The organism is Streptomyces sp. DH41 (genome assembly GCF_029813785.1).
Classification (GTDB): domain Bacteria; phylum Actinomycetota; class Actinomycetes; order Streptomycetales; family Streptomycetaceae; genus Streptomyces.
This window is the reverse complement of sequence record NZ_JARVKY010000002.1, coordinates 87,003-109,743: the sequence shown is the minus strand read 5'-3', so window position 1 is coordinate 109,743 and position 22,741 is coordinate 87,003. Positions and strand designations below refer to the sequence as shown.

19 protein-coding genes, 1 pseudogene and 1 riboswitch are annotated in these 22,741 nt (G+C 70.1%); of the genes and pseudogenes, 11 read left to right on the top strand and 9 right to left on the bottom strand.

Annotated features, from left to right (window positions below; genetic code table 11):
* Positions 1–185: 185 nt before the first annotated feature.
* The 5 genes and pseudogenes from QC283_RS03665 to QC283_RS03645 all read left to right on the top strand — a co-directional run.
* Positions 186–1,411 (top strand): annotated as a pseudogene (locus QC283_RS03665) (HD-GYP domain-containing protein); the annotation flags it as partial.
* Between the two features lie 114 nt (positions 1,412–1,525).
* The gene (locus QC283_RS03660) at positions 1,526–2,506 is read left to right on the top strand and encodes a tetratricopeptide repeat protein (RefSeq protein ID WP_279559865.1); all 981 of its coding nucleotides are present in this window, start codon (positions 1,526–1,528) and stop codon (positions 2,504–2,506) included.
* 104 nt (positions 2,507–2,610) lie between these two features.
* Entirely contained in the window at positions 2,611–3,261 is a 651-nt protein-coding gene (def, locus tag QC283_RS03655; RefSeq protein ID WP_279559864.1) for a peptide deformylase, read from the top strand.
* Positions 3,262–3,549: 288 nt separating this feature from the next.
* Entirely contained in the window at positions 3,550–4,641 is a 1,092-nt protein-coding gene (gene cyc1, locus QC283_RS03650) for an epi-isozizaene synthase (protein ID WP_279559863.1), read from the top strand.
* Positions 4,638–6,014 carry a bifunctional albaflavenone monooxygenase/terpene synthase gene (locus QC283_RS03645; protein WP_279559862.1) on the top strand — a complete coding sequence of 459 codons (1,377 nt, stop codon included), beginning with the start codon at positions 4,638–4,640 and terminating at the stop codon, positions 6,012–6,014. The genes cyc1 and QC283_RS03645 overlap by 4 nt, the downstream gene beginning before the upstream one ends.
* Here the strand turns inward: QC283_RS03645 and QC283_RS03640 are convergent.
* On the bottom strand, positions 5,995–7,017 hold the full coding sequence (locus QC283_RS03640) for a GlxA family transcriptional regulator (protein WP_279559861.1): 1,023 nt from the start codon (positions 7,015–7,017) through the stop codon (positions 5,995–5,997). The genes QC283_RS03645 and QC283_RS03640 overlap by 20 nt on opposite strands.
* Positions 7,018–7,109: 92 nt before the next feature.
* On the opposite strand from QC283_RS03640, the gene QC283_RS03635 reads away from it, so the two are divergent.
* Positions 7,110–7,355: a hypothetical protein gene (locus QC283_RS03635; protein ID WP_279559860.1), complete on the top strand. Its 246-nt coding sequence runs from the start codon at positions 7,110–7,112 to the stop codon at positions 7,353–7,355.
* Here the strand turns inward: QC283_RS03635 and QC283_RS03630 are convergent.
* The 6 genes from QC283_RS03630 to QC283_RS03605 all read right to left on the bottom strand — a co-directional run bounded on the left by QC283_RS03630 (position 7,268) and on the right by QC283_RS03605 (position 14,400).
* Positions 7,268–8,281, bottom strand: a complete 1,014-nt coding sequence (locus tag QC283_RS03630) for a ribonucleotide-diphosphate reductase subunit beta (protein WP_279559859.1) — start codon at positions 8,279–8,281, stop codon at positions 7,268–7,270. The genes QC283_RS03635 and QC283_RS03630 overlap by 88 nt on opposite strands.
* Positions 8,281–10,686, bottom strand: a complete 2,406-nt coding sequence (locus QC283_RS03625) for a ribonucleoside-diphosphate reductase subunit alpha (protein ID WP_279559858.1) — start codon at positions 10,684–10,686, stop codon at positions 8,281–8,283. Before QC283_RS03625 ends, QC283_RS03630 begins: the two co-directional genes overlap by 1 nt.
* Positions 10,687–10,811: 125 nt before the next feature.
* Positions 10,812–10,935, bottom strand: a riboswitch (cobalamin riboswitch).
* Between the two features lie 74 nt (positions 10,936–11,009).
* Positions 11,010–11,516 (bottom strand): GNAT family N-acetyltransferase, encoded by a 507-nt coding sequence (locus tag QC283_RS03620; protein ID WP_279559857.1) that lies wholly within the window; start codon positions 11,514–11,516, stop codon positions 11,010–11,012.
* Positions 11,517–11,611: 95 nt separating this feature from the next.
* On the bottom strand, positions 11,612–13,222 hold the full coding sequence (gene mctP / locus QC283_RS03615) for a monocarboxylate uptake permease MctP (RefSeq protein ID WP_279559856.1): 1,611 nt from the start codon (positions 13,220–13,222) through the stop codon (positions 11,612–11,614).
* Positions 13,219–13,476, bottom strand: coding sequence for a DUF3311 domain-containing protein (locus QC283_RS03610; protein ID WP_279559855.1), 258 nt, complete (start codon positions 13,474–13,476; stop codon positions 13,219–13,221). The genes mctP and QC283_RS03610 overlap by 4 nt, the downstream gene beginning before the upstream one ends.
* Positions 13,477–13,635: 159 nt before the next feature.
* Positions 13,636–14,400 carry a GntR family transcriptional regulator gene (locus tag QC283_RS03605; protein ID WP_279559854.1) on the bottom strand — a complete coding sequence of 255 codons (765 nt, stop codon included), beginning with the start codon at positions 14,398–14,400 and terminating at the stop codon, positions 13,636–13,638.
* Positions 14,401–14,854: 454 nt separating this feature from the next.
* Here QC283_RS03605 and dasA point away from each other — a divergent pair, with 454 nt between their 5' ends.
* From dasA to QC283_RS03585, 4 genes are all read left to right on the top strand, one after another.
* The gene (gene dasA / locus QC283_RS03600) at positions 14,855–16,132 is read left to right on the top strand and encodes a N,N'-diacetylchitobiose ABC transporter substrate-binding protein DasA (protein WP_279559853.1); all 1,278 of its coding nucleotides are present in this window, start codon (positions 14,855–14,857) and stop codon (positions 16,130–16,132) included.
* 88 nt (positions 16,133–16,220) lie between these two features.
* On the top strand, positions 16,221–17,207 hold the full coding sequence (locus QC283_RS03595; protein ID WP_279559852.1) for a carbohydrate ABC transporter permease: 987 nt from the start codon (positions 16,221–16,223) through the stop codon (positions 17,205–17,207).
* On the top strand, positions 17,204–18,034 hold the full coding sequence (locus tag QC283_RS03590; protein ID WP_279559851.1) for a carbohydrate ABC transporter permease: 831 nt from the start codon (positions 17,204–17,206) through the stop codon (positions 18,032–18,034). The genes QC283_RS03595 and QC283_RS03590 overlap by 4 nt, the downstream gene beginning before the upstream one ends.
* An 8-nt stretch (positions 18,035–18,042) precedes the next feature.
* Positions 18,043–19,617 carry a glycoside hydrolase family 3 protein gene (locus QC283_RS03585; protein ID WP_279559850.1) on the top strand — a complete coding sequence of 525 codons (1,575 nt, stop codon included), beginning with the start codon at positions 18,043–18,045 and terminating at the stop codon, positions 19,615–19,617.
* Between the two features lie 295 nt (positions 19,618–19,912).
* Here the strand turns inward: QC283_RS03585 and nagB are convergent, their stop codons facing one another.
* Together nagB and QC283_RS03575 are read right to left on the bottom strand one after the other, a co-directional pair.
* Positions 19,913–20,698 carry a glucosamine-6-phosphate deaminase gene (nagB, locus tag QC283_RS03580; RefSeq protein ID WP_279559849.1) on the bottom strand — a complete coding sequence of 262 codons (786 nt, stop codon included), beginning with the start codon at positions 20,696–20,698 and terminating at the stop codon, positions 19,913–19,915.
* A gap of 164 nt (positions 20,699–20,862) precedes the next feature.
* Entirely contained in the window at positions 20,863–21,624 is a 762-nt protein-coding gene (locus QC283_RS03575) for an SDR family oxidoreductase (protein ID WP_279559848.1), read from the bottom strand.
* Positions 21,625–21,721: 97 nt separating this feature from the next.
* Between QC283_RS03575 and QC283_RS03570 the strand changes: the two genes are divergently transcribed.
* Positions 21,722–22,381, top strand: a complete 660-nt coding sequence (locus tag QC283_RS03570; RefSeq protein WP_279559847.1) for a TetR/AcrR family transcriptional regulator — start codon at positions 21,722–21,724, stop codon at positions 22,379–22,381.
* Positions 22,382–22,741: the final 360 nt, after the last annotated feature.

Sequence of the window (22,741 nt, the reverse complement as noted above, 5' to 3'; positions counted from 1 at the left end):
GCCGACCGCGCGGCAGGGGCCCGGAGCTGTGACGGGGGGAGCCCGCCATGACGTCGTTGCGGTCCCGGTCCTGGCGCCGACCCCGGTTCCGGTCCTGGCCCCGACCTCGGCTCCGGTCCTGGCCCCGACCTCGGCTCCGGTCCTGGCCCCGGTTCCGGTCCCGGTCCCGGCCCGGGTCTCCCCTCGTCCTCGGCCTCGTCCCCGGCTGCGCCGGGCTTCTCGCTCTTCCCTGTCTCGTGTCCGTGCTGTGGTCGGGGCCGGCGGAGCGGCCCGTCGCGCTCGCGTTCGGTGCCCTCGTCGTCCTCGGTGAGAGCTCACCCGTCGGTCCGGGGCCGAGGTCCGGGAGGCCGCGCCGCTCGCTGCCGCCGGGGCACTGGCGTACGCGCTGCTCGGGGACGTCGCCGGGCGGCCCACACACCACGGCGTCGCCCAGACCGTCACCGTCGTGCTCGCCGCCTCGCTGCTCGGCAGCGTGCCCTACGTCGCCCGGGGCGGCGGGCCGGTGCTGGAACACCTGGCGCGGCGCGTGCTCACCGTCGCCTTCGCCGCCGTGTGCTTCCAGCCGCTGTCCAACCAGGGCGTCTTCCGCGACTGGAGCGGCCCCGCGTACGCGCTGCTGCTGATCGCGCTGCTCGCCCTGACCACCCTGTGCGACGCCGTACTCGCCGCGGCACCCGAACACGCGCGCACCGGATGGCCCTTCGGTCCGCTGCTGCGCGAGGAACTGCGCGGCATGGTCGGGATCACCTCCGCGGTGTGCGCGACCGGCGTGGTGATGGCGCTCGCGGTGGCCGTCGCGGGCCTGTGGGCGCTCCCCGTCTTCTGCGTGCCGCTGTTGCTCACCCAGCTGTCCTACCGGCGTTACGCGGCCGTCCGGGCCACCTACCGGCAGACCATCGCCTCCCTGGCCCGGGCCACCGAGATCGCCGGGTGCACCCCGGCCGGGCACGCCCGCCGCGTCGCCGAACTCAGCGGCGCCGTCGGGCGGGACCTCGGGCTGTCCGCGGCCGAGCTGAGCGTGCTGGAGTACGCGGCCCTCATGCACGACATCGGCCAGCTGAGCCTGGTCGACCCGGTCCCGGACGGGGCCACGGCCGCCCTGCCCGCTGCCGAGCAGCGGCGGATCGCGCTTCTCGGCGGGGCCGTCGTCCGCCAGACCGGGGTCGACGCGGCCGTCGCCGTGGTGGTGGAGCGGCAGGCCGACCCCTGCCGGGAGCAACCGGTCGCCGCGCGGATCGTACGGGCCGTGAACGCCTACGAGGAGAAAGCGCGGGACGCCGGGCCCGGTGGCGGCCTCACGGCGCTGGAGCAGCTGCGGCTGGCCACCGCGGGCGACTACGCTCCCGACGTCGTGGAAGCACTGGCCCGAGTGCTTTCCCGCGGCAGTCTTACCACGCCCGCGGCTGGGTAACCCATGGGTAATGAGCGCCCCTCCAGGCGTACGTGGTTGGATGCGAAGGAGAAGGTGTCCGGGGGCGCGGGAAGGCACAGCCAGCCCACAGAACGGAACTGGCAGGCGGGAATCGTGAGGATCTTCGGCAAGGGACGGCACCGGCCCTCCGCCTCCTGGCGGCAGGCCACCGACCGTGCGTTCACGCTGATCGGCGACGGTCGCTACGAGGACGCGGGCGCGCTGCTGACGCGCGCCGCCGACCTGGAACCCTGGCTGTCGGAGTCATGGTTCAACCTCGCCCTGCTGCACAAGTTCCGGCACGACTGGGAACAGGCCAGAGCGGCGGGGCTCAGGGCCGTCGCGCTGCTCGACCGGGACATCGGCGCACCCGACTGGTGGAACGTCGGCATCGCCGCGACCGCCCTGCAGGACTGGCCGCTGGCCCGCCGGGCCTGGCAGGCCTACGGACTGCGCACCCCGGGAGACCCGACGGACGCCGGTGAGCCGCTCGGCATGGACCTCGGCAGCGCGGCCGTACGGCTGTCCCCGGAGGGGGAGGCCGAGGTCGTGTGGGGGCGGCGGCTGGACCCCGCCCGCATCGAGGTGCTGTCCATCCCGCTGCCGTCCTCCGGCCGGCGCTGGGGCGAGGTCGTCCTGCACGACGGGGTGCCGCACGGGGAGCGGACCACCACCGCCGGGCACGCCTACCCCGTCTTCGACGAGATCGAGCTGTGGGCGCCCTCGCCCGTGCCCACCTGGGTGGTCCTCCTGGAGGCGGCCACCGAGTCCGACCGGGACGCCCTGGAGCAGCTCGCCGCCGACGCCGGGTTCGCCGCCGAGGACTGGTCGTCGTCGGTCCGGCTGCTGTGCCGGATGTGCTCGGAGTCACGGATGCCGTCCGACGAGGGCGAGGGTGAGCACCTCGACCCGCACGATCACAGCGAACCGGGGCACCCGGGGCCCCTGGGCCACCGGACCGACGGGCAGCTGTGGGTGCCGGAGCGGGAGTGCGGGGTGGCCGCGCCGGCCGCGCTGGTGAAGGGGCTGCTGGACGGGTGGGTCGCCGACAGTCCCGACTCCCGGGACTGGCGGGACCTGGAAGAGGTCTGCTGAGCGGCCCCGTAGTCTTTACCGGGACCTCCGCGGCAGCGGTCGCCCGGCACCACCCCCCCCAGTCGCATCACCCCTTAGTTGTTCGAGGAAGGCATACGTCGGTCATGGCCCAGCAGGACACCGATCAGCAGCACGCGGGCGTGCTCCCCGTGGACGACGAGGGGTTCGTCGTCGACACCGAGGACTGCGAGGAGCGCGAGGCGTCCTGGCGTGAACGCGGCACCTCGCGTCCGATCACGGTGGTCGGCAACCCGGTGCTGCACAAGGAGTGCGAGGACGTCACCGACTTCGGCGAGGAGTTCCAGCAGCTGGTCGCGGACATGTTCGCCAGCCAGCGCACCGCCGAGGGCGTGGGCCTGGCCGCCAACCAGATCGGTGTCGGCAAGAAGGTCTTCGTGTACGACTGCCCCGACGACGAGGGCGTCCGCCACGTCGGCGTGGTCTGCAACCCGGTCCTGGTCGAACTGCCCGCCGACCGGCGCAGCCTGGACGACAGCAACGAGGGCTGCCTGTCCGTGCCGACCGCCTACGCGCCGCTCGCCCGCCCCGACTACGCCGAGGTGACCGGGCAGGACGAGAAGGGCAACCCGGTCAGGGTGCGCGGCACCGGCTACTTCGCACGGTGTTTGCAGCACGAGACGGACCACCTGTACGGGTACCTCTACATCGACCGGCTCTCCAAGCGTGAACGCAAGGAGGCGCTGAGGCAGATGGCCGAGAACGAGCCGCGCTACCCCGTGGTCGCGAACGACTGACACCGCGACACCGACCACACAACCACCGCGCGCACGGCGCCCGTTCGGGTCTCACCCCGAGCGGGCGCCGTTCGTCTGTCCGTCATGCGTTCGATCCCCGCCGCTCGCCAGAAGATCCGAAACCTGCCACACACCAGGAGAATTCCGGCACCAGGGGGTGGCGAATGAAGCAAATCCGTTCCCAGAACGGTCAGTTGTGGTGCTGAATAGGAAGCGCGGGGATACGCAACGGCGCACGCCCCGTTCGGCGAGAGGGGTGCGCCACCGGCGGCTGAGAGGGGTTTGTTCGTGCATGCTTTCTCACACGGCACCACAGCGACACCGACCGCGATCGCGGTACCGCCATCACTGCGCCTTCCGGTGATCGAGGCGGCATTTCCTCGGCGACTGCACCCGTATTGGCCGAAGCTCCAGGAGACAACCCGCACCTGGCTGCTGGAAAAACGGCTCATGCCGGCGGACAAGGTCGAGGAATATGCCGATGGCCTGTGCTACACGGACCTCATGGCGGGGTACTACCTGGGCGCCCCCGACGAGGTCATGCAGGCGATAGCGGACTACAGCGCGTGGTTCTTCGTCTGGGACGACCGGCACGACCGGGACATCGTCCACGGCCGTCCGACCGCCTGGCGACGGCTGCGGGACCAGCTGCACACGGCACTCGACTCACCGGAGGACCATCTGCACCACGAGGACACGCTGGTCGCCGGGTTCGCCGACAGCGTGCGGAGGCTGTACGCCTTCCTGCCGCCGCCGGCGACCTGGAACACCCGGTTCGCCCGGCACTTCCACGCGGTGATCGAGGCGTACGACCGCGAATTCCACAACCGGACCCGAGGCATCGTGCCCGGCGTGGCGGAGTACCTCGAGCTGCGCCGGCTCACGTTCGCCCACTGGATCTGGACCGACCTGCTGGAGCCGAGCGCGGGCTGTGAACTCCCGGACGCCGTCCGAAAGCATCCGGCATATCGCCGGGCTGCGCTGCTGAGCCAGGAATTCGCCGCCTGGTACAACGACCTCTGCTCACTCCCGAAGGAAATAGCGGGTGACGAGGTCCACAATCTCGGAATCAGTCTCATCACCCATCACGGGCTGACCCTGGAAGAAGCAATCGGAGAAGTCCGTCGACGCGTCGAGGAATGCATCACCGAATTCCTCGCCGTGGAACAGGACGCGTTACGGTTCGCCGACGAACTCGACGACGGCACCGTGCGCGGAAAGGAACTGAGCGGCGCCGTACGGGCCAACGTCGGCAATATGCGGAACTGGTTCAGTTCCGTCTACTGGTTCCACCACGAGTCCGGCCGGTACATGGTCGACAGCTGGGACGACCGGTCCACGCCCCCGTACGTCAACAACGAAGCGGCAGGTGAGAAATGACCGTCGAGTCCGTCAATCCCGAGACCCGGACCGAAGAGGCACCGGAGCTGCGTGAGCCGCCCGTGGCGGGTGGTGGCGTCCCGCTCCTCGGCCACGGCTGGAAGCTGGCCCGCGACCCGCTGGCGTACATGTCCCAGCTGCGCGACCACGGCGACATCGTGCGCATCAAGCTCGGCCCGAAGACCGTGTACGCGGTCACCACCCCGGAGCTCACCGGCGCCCTGGCCCTGAGCCCCGACTACCACATAGCCGGTCCGCTGTGGGAGTCGCTGGAGGGCCTGCTCGGCAAGGAGGGCGTGGCGACCGCCAACGGCCCGCTCCACCGCCGCCAGCGACGCACCATCCAGCCGGCGTTCAAGCTCGACGCGATCCCCGCCTACGGGCCGATCATGGAGGAGGAGGCGCACGCGCTCGCCGAGCGCTGGCAGCCCGGGCGGACCGTCGACGCCACCTCCGAGTCCTTCCGCGTCGCCGTGCGCGTCGCGGCCCGCTGCCTGCTGCGCGGCCAGTACATGGACGAGCGGGCCGAGCGGCTGTGCGTGGCGCTCGCCACCGTCTTCCGGGGCATGTACCGGCGGATGGTGGTCCCGCTGGGTCCGCTCTACCGGCTGCCGCTGCCGGCCAACCGCGAATTCAACAACGCGCTGGCCGATTTGCACCTCCTGGTCGACGAGATCATCGCCGAGCGCCGCGCATCCGGTCAAAAGCCGGACGATTTGCTGACGGCATTGCTGGAGGCGAAGGACGACAATGGCGACCCGATCGGGGAACAGGAGATCCACGACCAGGTGGTCGCGATACTCACCCCCGGCAGTGAAACCATCGCCTCCACGATCATGTGGTTGCTGCAGGCACTTGCCGACCATCCGGTACATGCCGACCGCATACGCGACGAAGTCGAAGCGGTCACCGGCGGACGCCCCGTGGCATTCGAGGACGTCCGCAAGCTCACGCACACCGGCAATGTCATCGTGGAAGCCATGCGTTTGCGTCCCGCCGTATGGGTATTGACGCGGCGCGCGGTCGTCGAGACCGAACTCGGTGGCTATCGCATTCCGGCCGGGGCGGACATCATCTACAGTCCGTACGCAATCCAACGCGATCCGAAGTCGTACGACGGCAACCTGGAGTTCGATCCGGACCGCTGGCTGCCGGAACGCGCGGCGAATGTGCCGAAACACGCCATGAAGCCGTTCAGCGCGGGCAAGCGGAAGTGCCCCAGTGATCACTTCTCCATGGCGCAGCTGACGCTGATCACGGCGGCGCTGGCCACGAAGTACCGCTTCGAGCAGGTGGCCGGCTCGAACGACGCGGTCCGCGTGGGCATCACGCTCCGTCCGCACGACCTGCTGGTCAGGCCCGTGGCGCGGTGATCCGTGGCGCGGGCGAGGATCGTGGTGCCCCGGACCGGGTGACGGCCTCCGGGCCGCGGAAGGTGCGCCGGTAGGCGTGCGGAGTGGTGTCCAGGGCCCTGACGAACTGGTGCCGCAGGGCCGCCGCCGTGCCGAAGCCGGTGCGCCACGCGATCGCGTCCATCGTCTCGTCCGTCGCCTCCAGCAGCCGCTGGGCCAGCAGCACGCGCTGGCGCAGGATCCAGCGGTAGGGAGTGGTGCCCGTCTCCTGCTGGAAGCGGCGGGCGAAGGTGCGCGGTGACATGTGCGCCCGGGCCGCGAGCTGCTCGACGGTGACCTCCTCGTCGAGGTGCTGTTCCATCCAGGCCAGCACCTCGCCGACCGTGTCGCAGGAGGAGCGCGGCAGCGGCCGCTCGATGTACTGCGCCTGACCGCCGTCCCGGTGCGGCGGCACGACCATGCGCCGGGCGATCCTGTTGGCGACGTCCGTGCCCTGCTCCTTGCGGACGATGTGCAGACAGGCGTCGATGCCGGCGGCGGTGCCGGCGCTGGTGATCACCGGGTCCTCGTCCACGTACAGCACGTCGGGCGTCACGGCCACCCGCGGGTACTGCCGGGCCAGCTCGGCCGCGTGGTGCCAGTGCACCGCGCACCGCCGCCCGTCCAGCAGACCGGCGGCGCCCAGCACGAACACCCCGGAGCACACGCTCAGAACCCGAGCGCCCCGGTCCACCGCCCGCCGCAGGGCGTCCAGCAGCTCGGGCGGGTACTCCCGGCGGGCGTAGTCGCTCCCCGCCGGGACGGCGATCAGGTCGGCCTCCTCCAGCCGGTCCAGCCCGTACGGCGTGGAGACGGAGAGGCCGCCGACATGGGTGCTCAGCTCGGGGCCCTCCGCCGACACCACCGCGAAGTCGTACCGCGGCAGGCCCTCGTCGCTCCGGTCGATGCCGAAGACCTCGCAGAGCACGCCGAGTTCGAAGGGATGCGCGCCGTCCAGCAGGACGGCGGCCACGTTCCGCAGCATGCCGCCAGTGTGCCTCGGAAGTGGCAGGAAATCGAGGCCCTACGGCAGTCCTGCCACTCCCGGTAAGGAGCATCCGGCGCGACAGTGGTGTCATGACCGGAGACCAGACAGAAGCCCTGATCGGAATGCTCGTGACCTTCGGACTCCTCGTCCTCATGGTCCTCCCCTCGGTGATCGGCATCGTGCGCGAGAAGCGCGTCGACCGTCAGCTCAGGGAGGCCCAGGAGTCGGAGGGGGCGCGGAAGGAGACTCAGAAGTCCTCGTCGAGGTCGACGGTGCCCTCCACCGCCACCTGGTACGCCGAGGGACGCCGCTCGAAGAAGTTGGTCAACTCCTGAACACCCTGCAGCTCCATGAAGGAGAAGGGGTTCTCGGAGCCGTACACCGGGGCGAAGCCGAGGCGCGTCAGGCGCTGATCGGCGACGCACTCCAGGTACTGCCGCATCGAGTCGGTGTTCATGCCCGGGAGGCCGTCACCGCACAGGTCGCGCGCGAACTGCAGCTCGGCCTCGACGGCCTCCCCCAGCATGTCGGTGACCTCCTGCCGGAGCGCGTCGTCGAACAGCTCCGGCTCCTCCTTGCGCACGGTGTCGACGACGTCGAAGGCGAAGGACATGTGCATCGTCTCGTCCCGGAACACCCAGTTGGTACCGGTGGCCAGGCCGTGCAGCAGGCCCCGGCTGCGGAACCAGTAGACGTAGGCGAAGGCACCGTAGAAGAACAGTCCCTCGATGCACGCGGCGAAGCAGATGAGGTTCAGCAGGAAACGGCGCCGGTCGGCCTTGGTCTCCAGACGGTCGATCGACTCGACCGAGTCCATCCACCTGAAGCAGAACTCGGCCTTCTCCCGGATGGAGGGGATGTTCTCGACCGCGGCGAAGGCCGCGTTGCGGTCCTGAGGGTCGGGCAGGTAGGTGTCCAGCAGCGTCAGGTAGAACTGGACGTGCACGGCCTCCTCGAACAGCTGCCGGCTCAGGTACAGCCGCGCCTCCGGGGAGTTGATGTGCTTGTAGAGGGTGAGCACCAGGTTGTTCGCGACGATCGAGTCGCCGGTGGCGAAGAAGGCCACCAGCCGGCCGATCAGATGCTGTTCCTCGGGGCTGAGCTTCTCCAGGTCGGCGACGTCCGAGTGGAGGTCGACCTCCTCCACGTGCCAGGTGTTCTTGATGGCGTCCCGGTAGCGCTCGTAGAAGTCCGGGTAGCGCATGGGGCGGAGCGTCAGTTCGAAGCCCGGGTCGAGCAGGTTCTTCGTGTTGTCGTTCATTACTGGCAGGCCTCGCAGGACTCGGGGTTCTCCAGGGAGCAGGCGACCGCGTCGGGGTCGGGGGTGGCCCGCACGGGGACGGTGGCTCTGGCGGCGGCGCGGGCGATGCGGGTCGCCGGGCGGGAGCGCAGGTAGTACGTGGTCTTCAGGCCCCGCTTCCAGGCGTACGCGTACATCGAGGAGAGCTTCCCGATGGTCGGCGTCTCCAGGAACAGGTTCAGCGACTGGGCCTGGTCGAGGTACGGGGTGCGGGCCGCGGCCATGTCGATCAGGCCGCGCTGCGGGATCTCCCAGGCGGTGCGGTACAGCGCGCGGACCTCCTCGGGGATCCAGCCGAAGTCCCGCACCGAGCCGTTCGCCTCGCGCAGCGCCTCGCGGGTGCGGGCGTCCCACACGCCGAGCCGCTTGAGGTCGTCCACCAGGTACGAGTTGACCTGGAGGAATTCTCCGGACAGCGTCTCGCGCTTGAACAGGTTGGACACCTGCGGCTCGATGCACTCGTAGACGCCCGCGATGGAGGCGATGGTGGCGGTCGGCGCGATGGCCAGGAGCAGGGAGTTCCGCAGGCCGGTCGTGGCGATGCGCTCGCGCAGGGCCGCCCAGCGCTCGGGCCAGGTGTGCCGGGCGCCGTAGTGGTCGGGGTGCAGCACGCCCCGGGCGGTACGGGTCTTCTCCCAGGCCGGCGCGGGACCGCCGCGCTCGGCGAGGCCGGCGGAGGTCTCGTACGCGGCGAGCATGATCCGCTCGGCGATACGGGTGGAGAGGGCCTTCGCCTCGGGCGAGTCGAAGGGCAGGCGCAACTGGAAGAAGACGTCCTGGAGACCCATCGCGCCCAGGCCCACCGGGCGCCAGCGGGCGTTGGAACGCCCCGCCTGCTCGGTCGGGTAGAAGTTGATGTCGACGACCCGGTCCAGGAAGGTGACGGCGGTGCGGACGGTGGCGTCCAGGCGCTCCCAGTCCATGTCCTGGGAGACCGGGTCCACGAAGGCGCCCAGGTTCACCGAGCCCAGGTTGCAGACCGCCGTCTCCCCGTCGTCGGTGACCTCCAGGATCTCTGTGCACAGGTTGGAGGAGTGGACGACGTGGCCCGGCTCGGCGGTCTGGTTGGCGGTGCGGTTGGCGGTGTCCTTGAAGGTCATCCAGCCGTTGCCGGTCTGCGCGAGGGTGCGCATCATGCGGCCGTACAGCTCGCGGGCGGGGAGGATCCTGCGGGCCAGACCCGCGGCTTCGGCCTCGCGGTAGGCGGTGTCGAACTCCTCGCCCCACAGGTCGGTCAGCCCGGGAACATCGGCGGGGGAGAACAGCGACCAGGGCCCGTCGGTGTCCACCCGGCGCATGAACTCGTCGGGGATCCAGTGCGCCAGGTTCAGGTTGTGCGTGCGGCGGGCGTCCTCGCCGGTGTTGTCCCGCAGCTCCAGGAACTCCTCGATGTCCGCGTGCCAGGTCTCCAGGTACACCGCCGCCGCGCCCTTGCGCCGGCCGCCCTGGTTCACGGCGGCGACCGAGGCGTCCAGCGTCTTCAGGAACGGCACGATGCCGTTGGAGTGCCCGTTGGTACCGCGGATCAGTGAACCCCGGGCGCGGACCCGGGAGTAGGCGATGCCGATGCCGCCGGCGTGCTTGGAGAGGCGGGCAACCTGGTGGAGACGGTCGTAGAGGGAGTCCAGCTCGTCCTTGGGGGAGTCCAGGAGGTAGCAGGACGACATCTGGGCGTGCCGGGTGCCGGAGTTGAACAGGGTGGGGGAGGAGGGCAGGTAGTCCAGGCGGCTCATCAGCGCGTAGAGCGCGGCCACTTCGTCGAAGGACCGTACGGTGTCGTCCTCGGCGAGTCCGGCGGCGACGCGCAGCAGGAAGTGCTGGGGCGTCTCGACGGGCTTGCGGGTGATCGGGTGCCGGAGCAGGTAGCGGCTGTACAGCGTGCGCAGCCCGAAGTAGCCGAAGCGGTCGTCGGCGGCCGGGTCGATCAGCGCGTCCAGGCGGTCCGCGTGCGACCGGACGAACTCGGCGGTGCGGTCGGCGATCAGGCCCTCGCGGTGGCCGGTGGCGACCGACTCGGTGAAGCTGGTGACGCCCTGGGAGGCGGCCTCGGCGCGGATGCCGATGGTCAGCAGCCGGGCGGCCAGCCGGGAGTAGACCGGGTCCTCGGAGATCAGGCCGGCTGCCGCCTCGGTGGCGAGCTCGCGCAGCTCGGACTCGTCCGCGTGGGCGGACCGGCCGCGCAGCGCTGCGGCGGCGACCCGGCCGGGGTCGGCGTCGGGGAGGTCGGCGGTCAGCCCGGTCAGGGTCCGCAGCAGGGCGGCACCGGGGCCGTCGGGCTCACCGGTCGCCGGGGCCGCCGGGGCCACTGAGGTTGCTGAGGTCGTCACCGGGGTCGCTGAAACCGGGTCGGCTGGCGCGATGGTCACGTGGGGGCACTCCCTCGCTCGGCACGGGGCCTGGGGGAGGGCAGGGGGCAGCTCACGAGCGCACGCGGCGTCGCGTCCACCGGCCCACTCCACGAGGCCCGGACGTCATGGCACCCGGACCGGGACGGCCGGGCGCACTGTCGACAGGTCCTCGGACTGAACTCGCGCACATAAGCGCACAAGTACACCGTTGCGGGACAGTTCCGGATTCGCACCGGATTCCCCTGCGGCGACAGCGAGCACGAGCATACATCTTGTGCCGGGTTCGGTGAGCACCCCCAGATGTTGTGTCCTGGGTGAGGGGCGGAGGGGTCGCTCCTGTGTCAGAGCGTCAGTTCGTAGGTGAGGAGAGTGATGTCGTCGAGCTCCGGCAGCGGGTTCCAGTCGCGGCCGGGTGTGCGGGTGAAGCCCAGTCGTTCGTAGAGGCGGTGGGCGGTGCGCATGGTCCGCTGGGTCGACAGCACGACGCGCGCACAGCCCTCGACGGCCCGGGCGCGGTCGACGCAGGTCCGTACGAGGGCCTCACCGGCCCCGCGTCCGCGTGCCTCACGGGCGACGGCGAGCATGCGTATCTCGGCCTCGCCGGGCCGGGCGATGTCGGCCATGGGGCCGCCGGACGGCACGAAGGTCACGCCGCCGAGCACCCGGCCGTCCGCCACCGCGACCAGCACCTCGGCGGCCGCCGCGCGCTTGGCCACGTTCCTCAGCTCACCGAGGTACGCGTCGGCCTCCCCGAAGTCGAGGAGGCCGTCCCGCAGATAGGCCTGAGCGGTGATCTCACCGAGGATGCCGTGCTCATCGGGCGCCGCCTGTCGGATCACGAAGTCCATGACGCCGAGTGTGCCCGACGGGTACGACAGCGGGCCGCCGGATTTCTCCGACGGCCCGCCGCGTACCAGCCGCATGACCAGCCACGTACCAGAGATCAGTGCGAGGTGCCCGCCGTGGCCGGCGGCAGCTCCGTCTCGACACCCGGGTCGCCGGCGTCCGCCGTGTAGTCGCCGGGCTTGGTCTCGTCGACGCCGTCGGGCGCCTTGAGTGCCCTCATGACGAAGGTCAGGACCACGGTGACCAGGACGTTCAGCACGAAGGCGGTGAGGCCGATGTAGCCGATCTCGCCGATGCCGGGGATCTCCTTCGAGGAGCCGCCGAAGTGCTTCTGCGTCGGGGAGGCGACACCGTACGCGGCGACCGTGCCGTAGACCATGCCGACCGCCCAGCCGCCGAGCAGCGCCCAGCGGTGGAACCAGCGGGTGAACAGGCCGCCGACCAGGGCCGGGAAGGTCTGCAGGATCCAGATGCCGCCGAGCAGCTGGAAGTTGATCGCGACCGTCTTGTCCATGCCGAGGACGAAGACCAGCGCGCCCACCTTCACCAGCAGGGACACCAGCTTGGAGACCTTCGTCTCCTGCGCCGGGGTGGCGTCCGGCTTGATGAAGTCCTTGTAGATGTTGCGGGTGAAGAGGTTCGCGGCCGCGATCGACATGATCGCCGCCGGGACCAGGGCGCCGATGCCGATCGCCGCGAAGGCCACGCCGGCGAACCAGTCCGGGAACATGTTCTCGAACAGCTGCGGGATCGCCAGCTGCCCGTTCTCCACCTTCACCCCCGCCGCGATCGCCATGAAGCCCAGCAGCGCGAGCAGGCCCAGCATCAGCGAGTACAGCGGCAGGATGGTGGTGTTGCGCCGGATCACCTCACGGCTGCGCGAGGACAGTGTCGCGGTGATCGAGTGCGGGTACATGAAGAGCGCGAGCGCCGAGCCGAGCGCCAGGGTGGCGTACGTCCACTGGCCGCCGTGGTCCGGCACCAGTCCGCCGTTGCCCGACTCGGTGAACTTGTCGTTCGCCGCGGCGAAGATGTCGTCGAAGCCGCCGAGCTTGATCGGGATGTAGATGATGGCCACCGCGATCACGATGTAGATCAGCGTGTCCTTGACGAACGCGATCAGCGCGGGCGCGCGCAGCCCCGACGAGTAGGTGTACGCCGCCAGCACGCCGAAGGCGATCAGCAGGGGCAGGTCCTTGATGAACCAGTTGGTGTCCTCGCCGCCGCCGACGCCCATCACGTCCAGCACGGCCTGGATGCCGACCAGCTGGAGCGCGATGTACGGCATCGTGGCCAGGATGCCGGTCACGGCGACCGCCAGCGACAGCCCCTTCGAGCCGAACCGGCCTCGCACGAAGTCCGAGGTCGTCACGTACCCGTGCTTGTGGGAGACCGACCACAGCCGCGGCAGGAAGGTGAAGATCAGCGGGTAGACCAGGATCGTGTACGGCACCGCGAAGAAGCCGGCCGCGCCCGCCGCGTAGATCGCCGCCGGTACGGCCACGAAGGTGTACGCGGTGTACAGGTCACCGCCCAGCAGGAACCAGGTGACCCAGGTGCCGAACGAGCGGCCGCCCAGGCCCCACTCGTCGAGGCTCTGGTCGTTCGCGGCCCGGCGCCAGCGGGCGGCCAGGAAGCCCATGGCGGTGACGAGGACGAAGAAGAAGATGAAGACGGCGAGTGCGACGCCGTTCACGCCGTCGTTCACTTGGCCCCGCCTTCCCGGCGGGCGCGCTGGTCACGCTGCCACAGCTTGTAGGCGATCACCGTGAGCACGGTGGAGATGAGCACCCACGCCATCTGGTACCAGTAGAAGAAGGGGATGCCGATGAAGGCCGGGTCCGTCTTCGCGTACGAACCCACCCACAGCATGGCGACGAACGGTGCGGCAAGGCAGAGGCCGATGACGACGCGCACCGGCGTCACCATCGGCCCTCTGCTCACTTCTGGGGCTTGTGACATGCGGTGGCTCCGTCCCCTCGCTGATCACCTCGTGCAGTGCGCACGAAATGTAGGGGACGGTGTCGAGACAGCGGAAGGCCTCGTCCGTATATCGGTCCTCAACTGCAACTTCGCGGTCACGCGTGCGGGGATTTGCCTGAAACGACCCTGCGGTCGGCGTCAGTCCTGGGGCCGCTTCAGCCGGGCCACGAACTTGTAGCGGTCGCCCCGGTACACCGAGCGCACCCACTCCACCGGCTGGCCCGTGCGGTCCCGCGAGTGCCGGGAGAGCATCAGCATGGGCAGGCCGACGTCGGTGCCGAGCAGGCCGGCCTCGCGCGGGGTGGCCAGGGAGGTCTCGATGGTCTCCTCGGCCTCGGCGAGATGGACGTCGTACACCTCGGCGAGCGCGGTGTAGAGGGACGTGTACTTCACCAGGGAGCGGCGCAGGGCCGGGAAACGCTTGGCCGAGAGGTGGGTGGTCTCGATGGCCATGGGTTCGCTGTTGGCCATGCGCAGCCGCTCGATGCGCAGTACCCGCCCGCCGGCCGTGATGTCCAGCAGCCCGGCGAGCCGGTCGTCGGCGGTGATGTAGCCGATGTCCAGCAGCTGTGAGGTGGGTTCGAGGCCCTGCGCCCGCATGTCCTCGGTGTACGAGGTGAGTTGCAGGGCCTGCGACACCTTCGGTTTGGCGACGAAGGTGCCCTTGCCCTGGATGCGTTCCAGGCGGCCTTCGACGACCAGTTCCTGCAGGGCCTGGCGCACCGTCGTGCGCGAGGTGTCGAACTCCGCGGCCAGCGTGCGCTCGGGCGGGACGGGGGTGCCCGGTGTCTGTGTCCGGGTCATGTCGAGCAGATGCTTCTTCAGGCGGTAGTACTTGGGCACGCGCGCGGTACGGACGGTCGCCCCACCCTCGTTCTCCGCACTGCTGACGTCGGTGCTCATGCTCTGCCTTCCCGGCTCCGGGTGCCGAAGCGACCGCTATCCCTGTCGGCCACGGCTCACATCGTGGCACGGCTCCGTGCCGGGATGGTCCCGCACGCTCCGTGATCCCTTCTGTATACCTCCGCGACCCCTGTTGGTCTAGTCCATAGCGCCGCCGGGAGTCGCTGGTACGCGCGCTCAGAACCGTACCGGCACGTCATTGGGTGGGCGGTGGTACACCCGGTCCCGGTCCGTCCGATCTGTCGCTTGCGCAATGAAAGGTCCCTGCATATCTCGGTCGCATCACGGACGCGGGGAGCGTGGTTGAACACCCTTGACAGCCCTATTGGTCTGGGCCAAGCTCCCCCTACTGGTCTACACCATTGGTCCAGGTCCCGGCCCCATGGGCGGTCCGCGTCGACGAGCAACCGCGGGGAGGCAGGGGGGTTGTGTGGCATCCCTGAGGAGGGTTGGCGTGAAGCGCAAGCTGATAGCCGCGATCGGTATCGCGGGCATGATGGTCTCGGTCGCGGCGTGCGGGGGCGACAGCGGCGACGACGGCAAGAAGGCCGGGGCGGACGGTTACGCCGGCGAGACGCTCACCGTGTGGGTGATGGACGGTTCCTCGCCCGACGACTGGCAGGCTGACCTCGCCAAGGAGTTCGAGGCGAAGACCAAGGCCAAGGTCAAGTTCGAGATCCAGAAGTGGAACGGTATCCAGCAGAAGCTGACCACCGCTCTCTCCGAGGAGAACCCCCCCGACGTCTTCGAGATCGGCAACACCCAGACCCCTGCCTACGCCAAGACCGGCGGCCTGGCGGACCTGAGTGACCTCAAGAGCGAGATCGGCACCGACTGGTCCGAGTCCCTCAACAAGTCCGCCGTCTTCGACGGCAAGCAGTACGCCGCCCCGTGGTTCGTGGTCAACCGCGTGGTCGTCTACAACAAGAAGATCTGGGCGGACGCGGGCATCAAGGAACTGCCCAAGACCCGCGACGAGTTCTACAACAACCTCAAGACCATCGGCGAGAAGACCGACGCCGAGCCGATCTACCTGCCCGGCCAGAACTGGTACCACTTCGTGGGCCTGGTCATCGGCGAGGGCGGCGAGCTGGTCAAGAAGGACGGCGACAAGTACGTCTCCAACCTGGACGACCCGAAGGTCGCCGCCGCCACCGAGACCTACAAGAAGTTCCAGGCCCTCTCCAAGGCCCCCAAGGACAAGGACGAGGCCACCCCCCAGCAGGGTGAGATCTTCTCCAAGGGCAAGACCGGCGCGATCATCGGCATGGGCTGGGAGGGCGCCACGGCGATCACCACCAACCCGGCGATCGAGAAGGACCTCGGCTACTTCACCATCCCGGGTGCCACGGCGGACAAGCCCGAGGGCGTCTTCCTCGGCGGCTCCAACCTGGCCGTCGCCACGGGCAGCAAGAAGCAGGAGCTGGCCAAGGAGTTCCTGAAGCTCGCGCTGTCCGACAAGTACGAGGGTGCGCTGGCCAAGGCCAACGGCGTCATCCCGAACAAGGAGTCGCTGCAGAGCAACCTGGCGGGCAACGCCGCCGCCGAGGCCGCCGCGCCGGCCGCGAAGTTCGGTGACACCACGCCGCTGATCCCGGAGTGGGCCGCGGTCGAGAACGACCCCAACCCGATCAAGACGTACCTGACGGCCGTCCTGAAGGGCAAGTCCCCGGCGGATGCCGCCAAGCAGGTCGAGGACGAGTTCAACAAGCGCCTGGCGCAGCAGCAGTAACACCGGGGGAGCCGGGGCGGGGGCTGACACACGACGGCCCCCGCCCCGGCGTCGACGTGGACAGGTCGAGAAGAGAGAGACCGCGAGCATGACCGTGCAGACCGAACGGCCGCCCTCAGGCCCGGCGGACGTCCGCAAGTCGGACGGCGGGGAGACCGGCGGGCCGAAACAGAGAGCAGCGTCGCGGTTCGGCGCGCTCGCCCCGTACCTGCTGCTGCTGCCCGCCTGCGCGGCCACCGTGCTGCTGCTCGGCTGGCCGCTGCTGAAGGACCTCCTGCTGTCCTTCCAGAACCTCAACATGACGCAGCTGATCCAGCACGTCACCGAGTGGAACGGCATCGACAACTACAAGGAGGTCCTCACCGGCGAGGACTTCTGGCGGGTCACCGTCCGCTCGATCGCCTTCACCGCGGTCAACGTCGTCCTCACCATGGTGGTGGGCGCCCTGATCGGCCTGCTGCTCGCCCGGCTCGGCAAGGTGATGCGGTTCGTGCTGCTGACCGGCCTGGTGCTGGCATGGGCCATGCCGGTGGTCGCCGCGACCACCGTCTACCAGTGGCTCTTCGCCCAGCGCTTCGGCGTCGTCAACTGGGTACTGGACAAGCTCGGCTGGCACTCCATGGCCGACTTCAGCTGGACCGGCAGCCAGATGTCGACCTTCTTCGTCGTCACCGTGCTGATCGTCTGGATGTCCGTCCCGTTCGTCGCGATCAACATGTACGCGGCGACCACCACCATCCCCGGCGAGCTGTACGAGGCCGCCTCCCTCGACGGAGCCGGCGCCTGGCGCAGCTTCACCACGGTCACCATGCCGTTCCTGCGGCCGTTCCTCTACGCGACGACCTTCCTGGAGATCATCTGGATCTTCAAGGCGTTCGTCCAGGTCTACACCTTCAACGGCGGCGGCCCCGACCGCTCCACCGAGATCCTGCCCGTCTACGCCTACGTCGAGGGTGTCGGCAACCAGCACTACGGCATGGGTGCGGCGATCGCGGTCCTGACCATCCTGATCATGCTCGGCCTGACCGCCTACTACCTCAGGATCGTGCTCAAGCAAGAGGAGGACGAGCTGTGAAGCGCTCGCTCTTCGGCCGCCTGTGGCCCAACGTCACGGCCGCCGTCCTGTTCATCGGCCTCGTCTTCCCCGTCTACTGGATGTTCTCCACGGCCTTCAAGCCGGCCGGCGACATCATCTCGGAGGACCCGGTCTGGTTCCCGACCGACATCACCTTCGAGCACTTCAAGACCGCGACCGAAGCCGACCACTTCTGGACGTACGTCACCAACTCGCTCACCGTCACCATCCTCGCGGTGGTCTTCTCGCTGATCATCGCGCTGGCCGGGTCCTTCGCCCTGGCGCGGATGCGGTTCAAGGGGCGGCGCGGCTTCATCGTCGGCTTCATGCTGGCCCAGATGGCGCCCTGGGAAGTCATGGTCATCGCGATCTACATGATCGTGCGCGACGGGTCGATGCTGAACAGCCTCGTGCCGCTCACCCTCTTCTACATGATGATGATCCTCCCCTTCACCATCCTGACGCTGCGCGGCTTCGTCGCCGCCGTGCCGAAGGAACTGGAGGAGTCGGCGATGGTCGACGGCTGCACCCGTGTCCAGGCGTTCCGCCGGGTCATCCTGCCGCTGCTCGCGCCGGGCCTGATGTCCACCTCGATGTTCGGCTTCATCACCGCCTGGAACGAGTTCGCCCTGATCCTGGTGCTCAACAAGGACGCCGAGGCCCAGACCCTGCCACTGTGGCTGTCCAGCTTCCAGACCCAGTTCGGCGACAACTGGGGCGCGACCATGGCGGCCTCCTCCCTCTTCGCCGTCCCGATCCTGATCCTCTTCGTCTACCTCCAGCGCAAGGCCGTCAGCGGCCTGACCGCCGGCGCCGTGAAGGGATAACGCGACCGATGACAACCATCGCCAGGGCCACCGACACCCTCACCCGCGACGCGCTCACCGTCCTCCAGCCCGGATTCACCGGCACCACCGCCCCCGACTGGCTGCTGCGCCGCCTCGGCGAGGGCCTGGCCTCCGTCGGCCTCTTCGGACGCAACATCGCCTCGGCCGAGCAGGTGGCCGCGCTGACCGCACAGCTGCGTGCCGAACGCGAGGACGTCCTCGTCGCCATCGACGAGGAGAGCGGCGACGTCACCCGGCTGGAGGTGCGCACCGGTTCCTCCTTCCCCGGCAACCTCGCCCTCGGCGCGGTGGACGACGTCGGGCTCACCCGGGAGGTGGCCGCCGAGCTGGGCCGACGGCTCGCGGCCTGCGGCGTCAACCTCAACTGGGCCCCGTCCGCCGACGTGAACTCCAACCCCGACAACCCGGTCATCGGCGTGCGCTCCTTCGGCGCCGGCACCGACCTGGTCGCCCGGCACACCGCCGCCTACGTCACCGGCATGCAGTCGGCGGGCGTCGCCGCCTGCACCAAGCACTTCCCGGGACACGGGGACACGGGCGTCGACTCGCACCACGCCATGCCGCTCATCGACGTGGACGCCACGGTGCTCGCCGAACGCGACCTGGTCCCGTTCCGCGCGGCCATCGCCGCCGGCAGCCGCGCCGTGATGAGCGCCCACATCCTGGTCCCGGCGCTGGACCCGGACCGTCCGGCAACGTTGTCCCGCCGCATCCTGACCGACCTGCTCCGCGGCGAACTGGGCTACGACGGCCTGATCGTCACCGACGGCATGGAGATGCGGGCCATCGCGGGCACGTACGGCATCGAACGCGGCAGCGTCCTGGCCATCGCGGCCGGCGCCGACGCCATCTGCGTGGGCGGCGGACTGGCCGACGAGGACACCGTGCGGCGGCTGCGCGACGCCCTCGTCGAGGCGGTCCGCTCGGGCGAGCTGCCCGAGGACCGCCTGGCCGACGCGGCGGAACGCGTCCGCGCCCTGGCCCGCTGGACCGCGACGCACCGGACGGACACCCCGAGCCCGGAGACGGCCCACCGCGACGGTGACGGGAGCCGGCGCGGTGACGAGATCCAGGACGGTGACGGCAGCGAGGTCCGGGACGTGAGCGGGAACGAAGGCGGAGACGTGGGCCTGCGGGCCGCCCGCCGCGCCGTACGGGTCACCGTCGCCGAGGACTTCACCCCCCTCACCGACCCCCCGTATGTCGCCGCTCTCACTCCCGTCGCGAACATCGCGGTCGGCGACGAGACCCCCTGGGGCATCGCCGCCGAGCTCTTCCGCCTGCTCCCCGGCACGGAGACCGGCAGCTTCACCGGCCCGGACGCCGGGAACGAGGTGCTGGCCGCGGCCGGCCCGCGCCGTGTCGTGGCCGTCGTCCGCGACGAGCACCGCCATCCCTGGATGGCGGCGGCCCTCGACACCCTGCTCGCGGCCCGTCCCGACACGATCGTCGTCGAGATGGGCGTCCCGCGGGCCCGGCCCCGCGGCGCCCTCCACCTGGCCACCCACGGCGCGGCCCGCGTCTGCGGCCGGGCGGCGGCGGAGGCCATCGCGGGCGTGTAGCGGGTACGCCCGCCGGTACGCCGAAGGCGCCGGCTCCCTCGATGGGGGCCGGCGCCTTCGGCGTGCGGTGGGTCCGGTGCGGCGCCGCGGCCCGCGGGCGCCTCGCCGCCTTGCCTCGCCCAGGGGACTGCCGGACAGGAGAGGCCCGCCCCCACGTGCCGTGGCGCCGACCGTCTTCGTGGCGTCCGCGAGCGCACCCGTCGGTACGACGAAGGGCGCCGCCCCCGGTGGTGGGGGACCGGCGCCCTTCCCGCACGCGCTGCGCGGACCTTCGGGCCTGAGCGGGCTCGCAGGCTCAGACGCCCTGCCAGTCGGGCTTGTGGGCGTAGGTGTGCCGGAAGTAGTCGGCGAGCTTCAGCTTGGAGGCGGCGGCCTCGTCGACGACGACCGTGGCGTGCGGGTGGAGCTGGAGCGCGGAGGCCGGGCACACGGCCGCGAGCGGTCCCTCGACGCTCGCGGCGACCGCGTCCGCCTTGCTCTCGCCGGTGGCGAGCAGCACCACGTGCCGGGCCTCCAGGATGGTGCCGATGCCCTGCGTCATCACGTGGTGTGGCACCTGCTCGATGTCGCCGTCGAAGAAGCGCGCGTTGTCGACGCGGGTCTGCTCGGTGAGCGTCTTGATCCGGGTCCGCGAGGCGAGCGAGGAGCACGGCTCGTTGAAGCCGATGTGCCCGTCGGTCCCGATCCCCAGCAGCTGGAGGTCGACCCCGCCGGCCTCGCCCAGCGCCTTGTCGTACGCCTCGCAGGCTCCCTGCACGTCGGCGGCCGTGCCGTCGGGACCCATGAACGCGTCCATGCCGATCCCGAGCGGCTCGAGCACCTCGCGCCGCAGCACCGAGCGGTACGACTCGGGGTGCTCCGCGGGGAGTCCCACGTACTCGTCGAGCTGGGCTATCCGTGCTCGCGCGGTCTCCACCGCGCCCGAGCGCGCCTTGGCCGCCAGCGCCTCGTACACGGGCAGGGGCGTCGAGCCGGTGGCCACCCCGAGCAGGGCGTCTGGCTTGCGCCGGAGCAACTGCGCCATGGCCTCGGCTATGAGCTCGCCGCCCGCCTTGGCATCCGCAACGATGACAACTTCCACGCTTGCCCGCCGTTTCGAAGAGAGGACTCACCCGGGGTCCGGGACTGGCTGTGACTGACCCTATGTGGTTTAGACCAATCTAACAGAGCCGGACCCCGCGGGCGCGTTGAAACCGGCCGGGGAAGCGCTGAACCGGTCGGGCGAAGCGCGCCGTTGCACCGGGGTCACGTCAGCGATCCGCCCGTCGCGTCCACCCAGCTCCCCGTGACCCACCGCCCCCCGTACGAGGCGAGGAAAGCGACCACGTCGGCCACCTCGGCCGGCGCCCCCACCCCGCCCAGCGCGGAGAGTGCCGCCGCCCGGTCCCAGCCGTCCGCGCTCCCGTGCAGCAGCTCGGCCGTGTTGTCGGTGTCGATGATCCCGGGGGCCACCGAGTTCACCGTGATGCCTCGGGTGCCCAGCACCTTGGAGAGGTCACGTGAGAACACGTCGAGCGCGCCCTTCGTCATCGCGTACGCCATGTTGTCCGGCATCACCGCGGTGCGGGCCAGTCCCGACGAGATGTTGATGACCCGGCCACCGTCGCGCAGCCGCCCCATGCCGTGCTTGAGGATGAAGAACGGCGCCTTCACGTTGACCGCGAAGACCGCGTCGTACTCCTTCTCCCCTATGTCCCCGATAGGGGGTGTGCTGCCGATCCCCGCGTTGTTCACCAGGATGTCCACCCCGTCGGCGTGCCGGTCGAACTCCTCCCACAGTGCCTCGGCGGCCCCGGGGGCGCCCAGGTCGGCCCTGATCGCGAACGCCGAGCCCCCCGCCGCCTCGATCGTGGCGACCGTCTCCTTCGCCGCCGCCTCGTTCCTGCCGTAGTGCACCGCCACCCGGGCGCCGTCGCGTCCCAGGCGCTCCGCGATCCCACGCCCGATGCCCCTGCTCGCCCCCGTGACGAGAGCTGTCCTGCCCGTGAGAACTCCCTGCACGCCCATGCCGGCGCCCCCTTCGCATTTCTCTAGCGGTCGCTACAGAAAAGACCGTACAGTACCCCGGCGACACTTCTCTAGTGCCCGCTATAAAATGCACTCCATGGTGAGCAGCGAGAAGAGCGGACAGGCAGGGGCGCAGGCTCGGGGTGCCGCGGCCAGGACCCGTGGCCGGCCCCGCTCCTTCGACCGGGCGACGGCCCTGGAGAAGGCGCTGATGGCGTTCTGGGAGCGTGGGTACGAGGCCACCTCCGTCTCCGACCTCACCCGGATCATGGACATCGGCGCCCCGAGCCTGTACGCCGCCTTCGGCGACAAGCGCGCGCTCTTCGAGGAGGTCGTCCAGGAGTACGGCGTGCGGTACGGCTCCTTCGGTACCCGCGCCCTCACCGAGGAGCCGACCGCCCGCGCGGGGATAGAGCGGATGCTGCGCGAGGCCGCCGCCGAGTACACGGTCCCCGGCCGGCCCCACGGGTGCCTCGTCATCCACGCGGCCGCCAACTGTTCGACCGCCGAGGTCGAGGAATCCCTGCGGCAACGGCGCAACGCCAACATCGCCGGGATCGAGGACCGGATCCGCGCCGACGTGGCCGCGGGCACGTTGCCGCCGGACACCGACGCGACCGCGCTCGCCCGGTACACCGGCGCCATGATCCAGGGCATGTCCCAGCAGGCGCGCGACGGTGCGAGCCGGGCGGAGCTGGAGGCGCTCGCGGAAATTGCCCTGGCCGTCTGGCCCCCGTGTGTGAGCCAACAGGGTTAGGCTTTGGCCGGGCGCCCGGGTGTCCGAGCAGTCGACGGAACGCGACAACGACAAACATCGTCCTTCACATGGACACGATGAGTGGTCTAGTCCACAATGGCCATGGAGACCCTTGTAGTGGGACACGTGCCGTGACCTTCGCGCAAGGTGATCGTCAGACTTCCGCCCTCCCCGCACAGGAGGGCGGACCGAGGAACCGGAGCTCTCTGCCCTGACTGCCCCGGCTCCTCATCCTTCGGCCGACCGGGACCGCACACCCCACGGCCGATGTTGCTCCGGGCTGCGGTGCCGGGAGGGCTGAGGGTCCCTCTCAGGCGCCGCGGCCCGCGGGTGTCTCCAGGGCCGGACCCGGACCGGCGG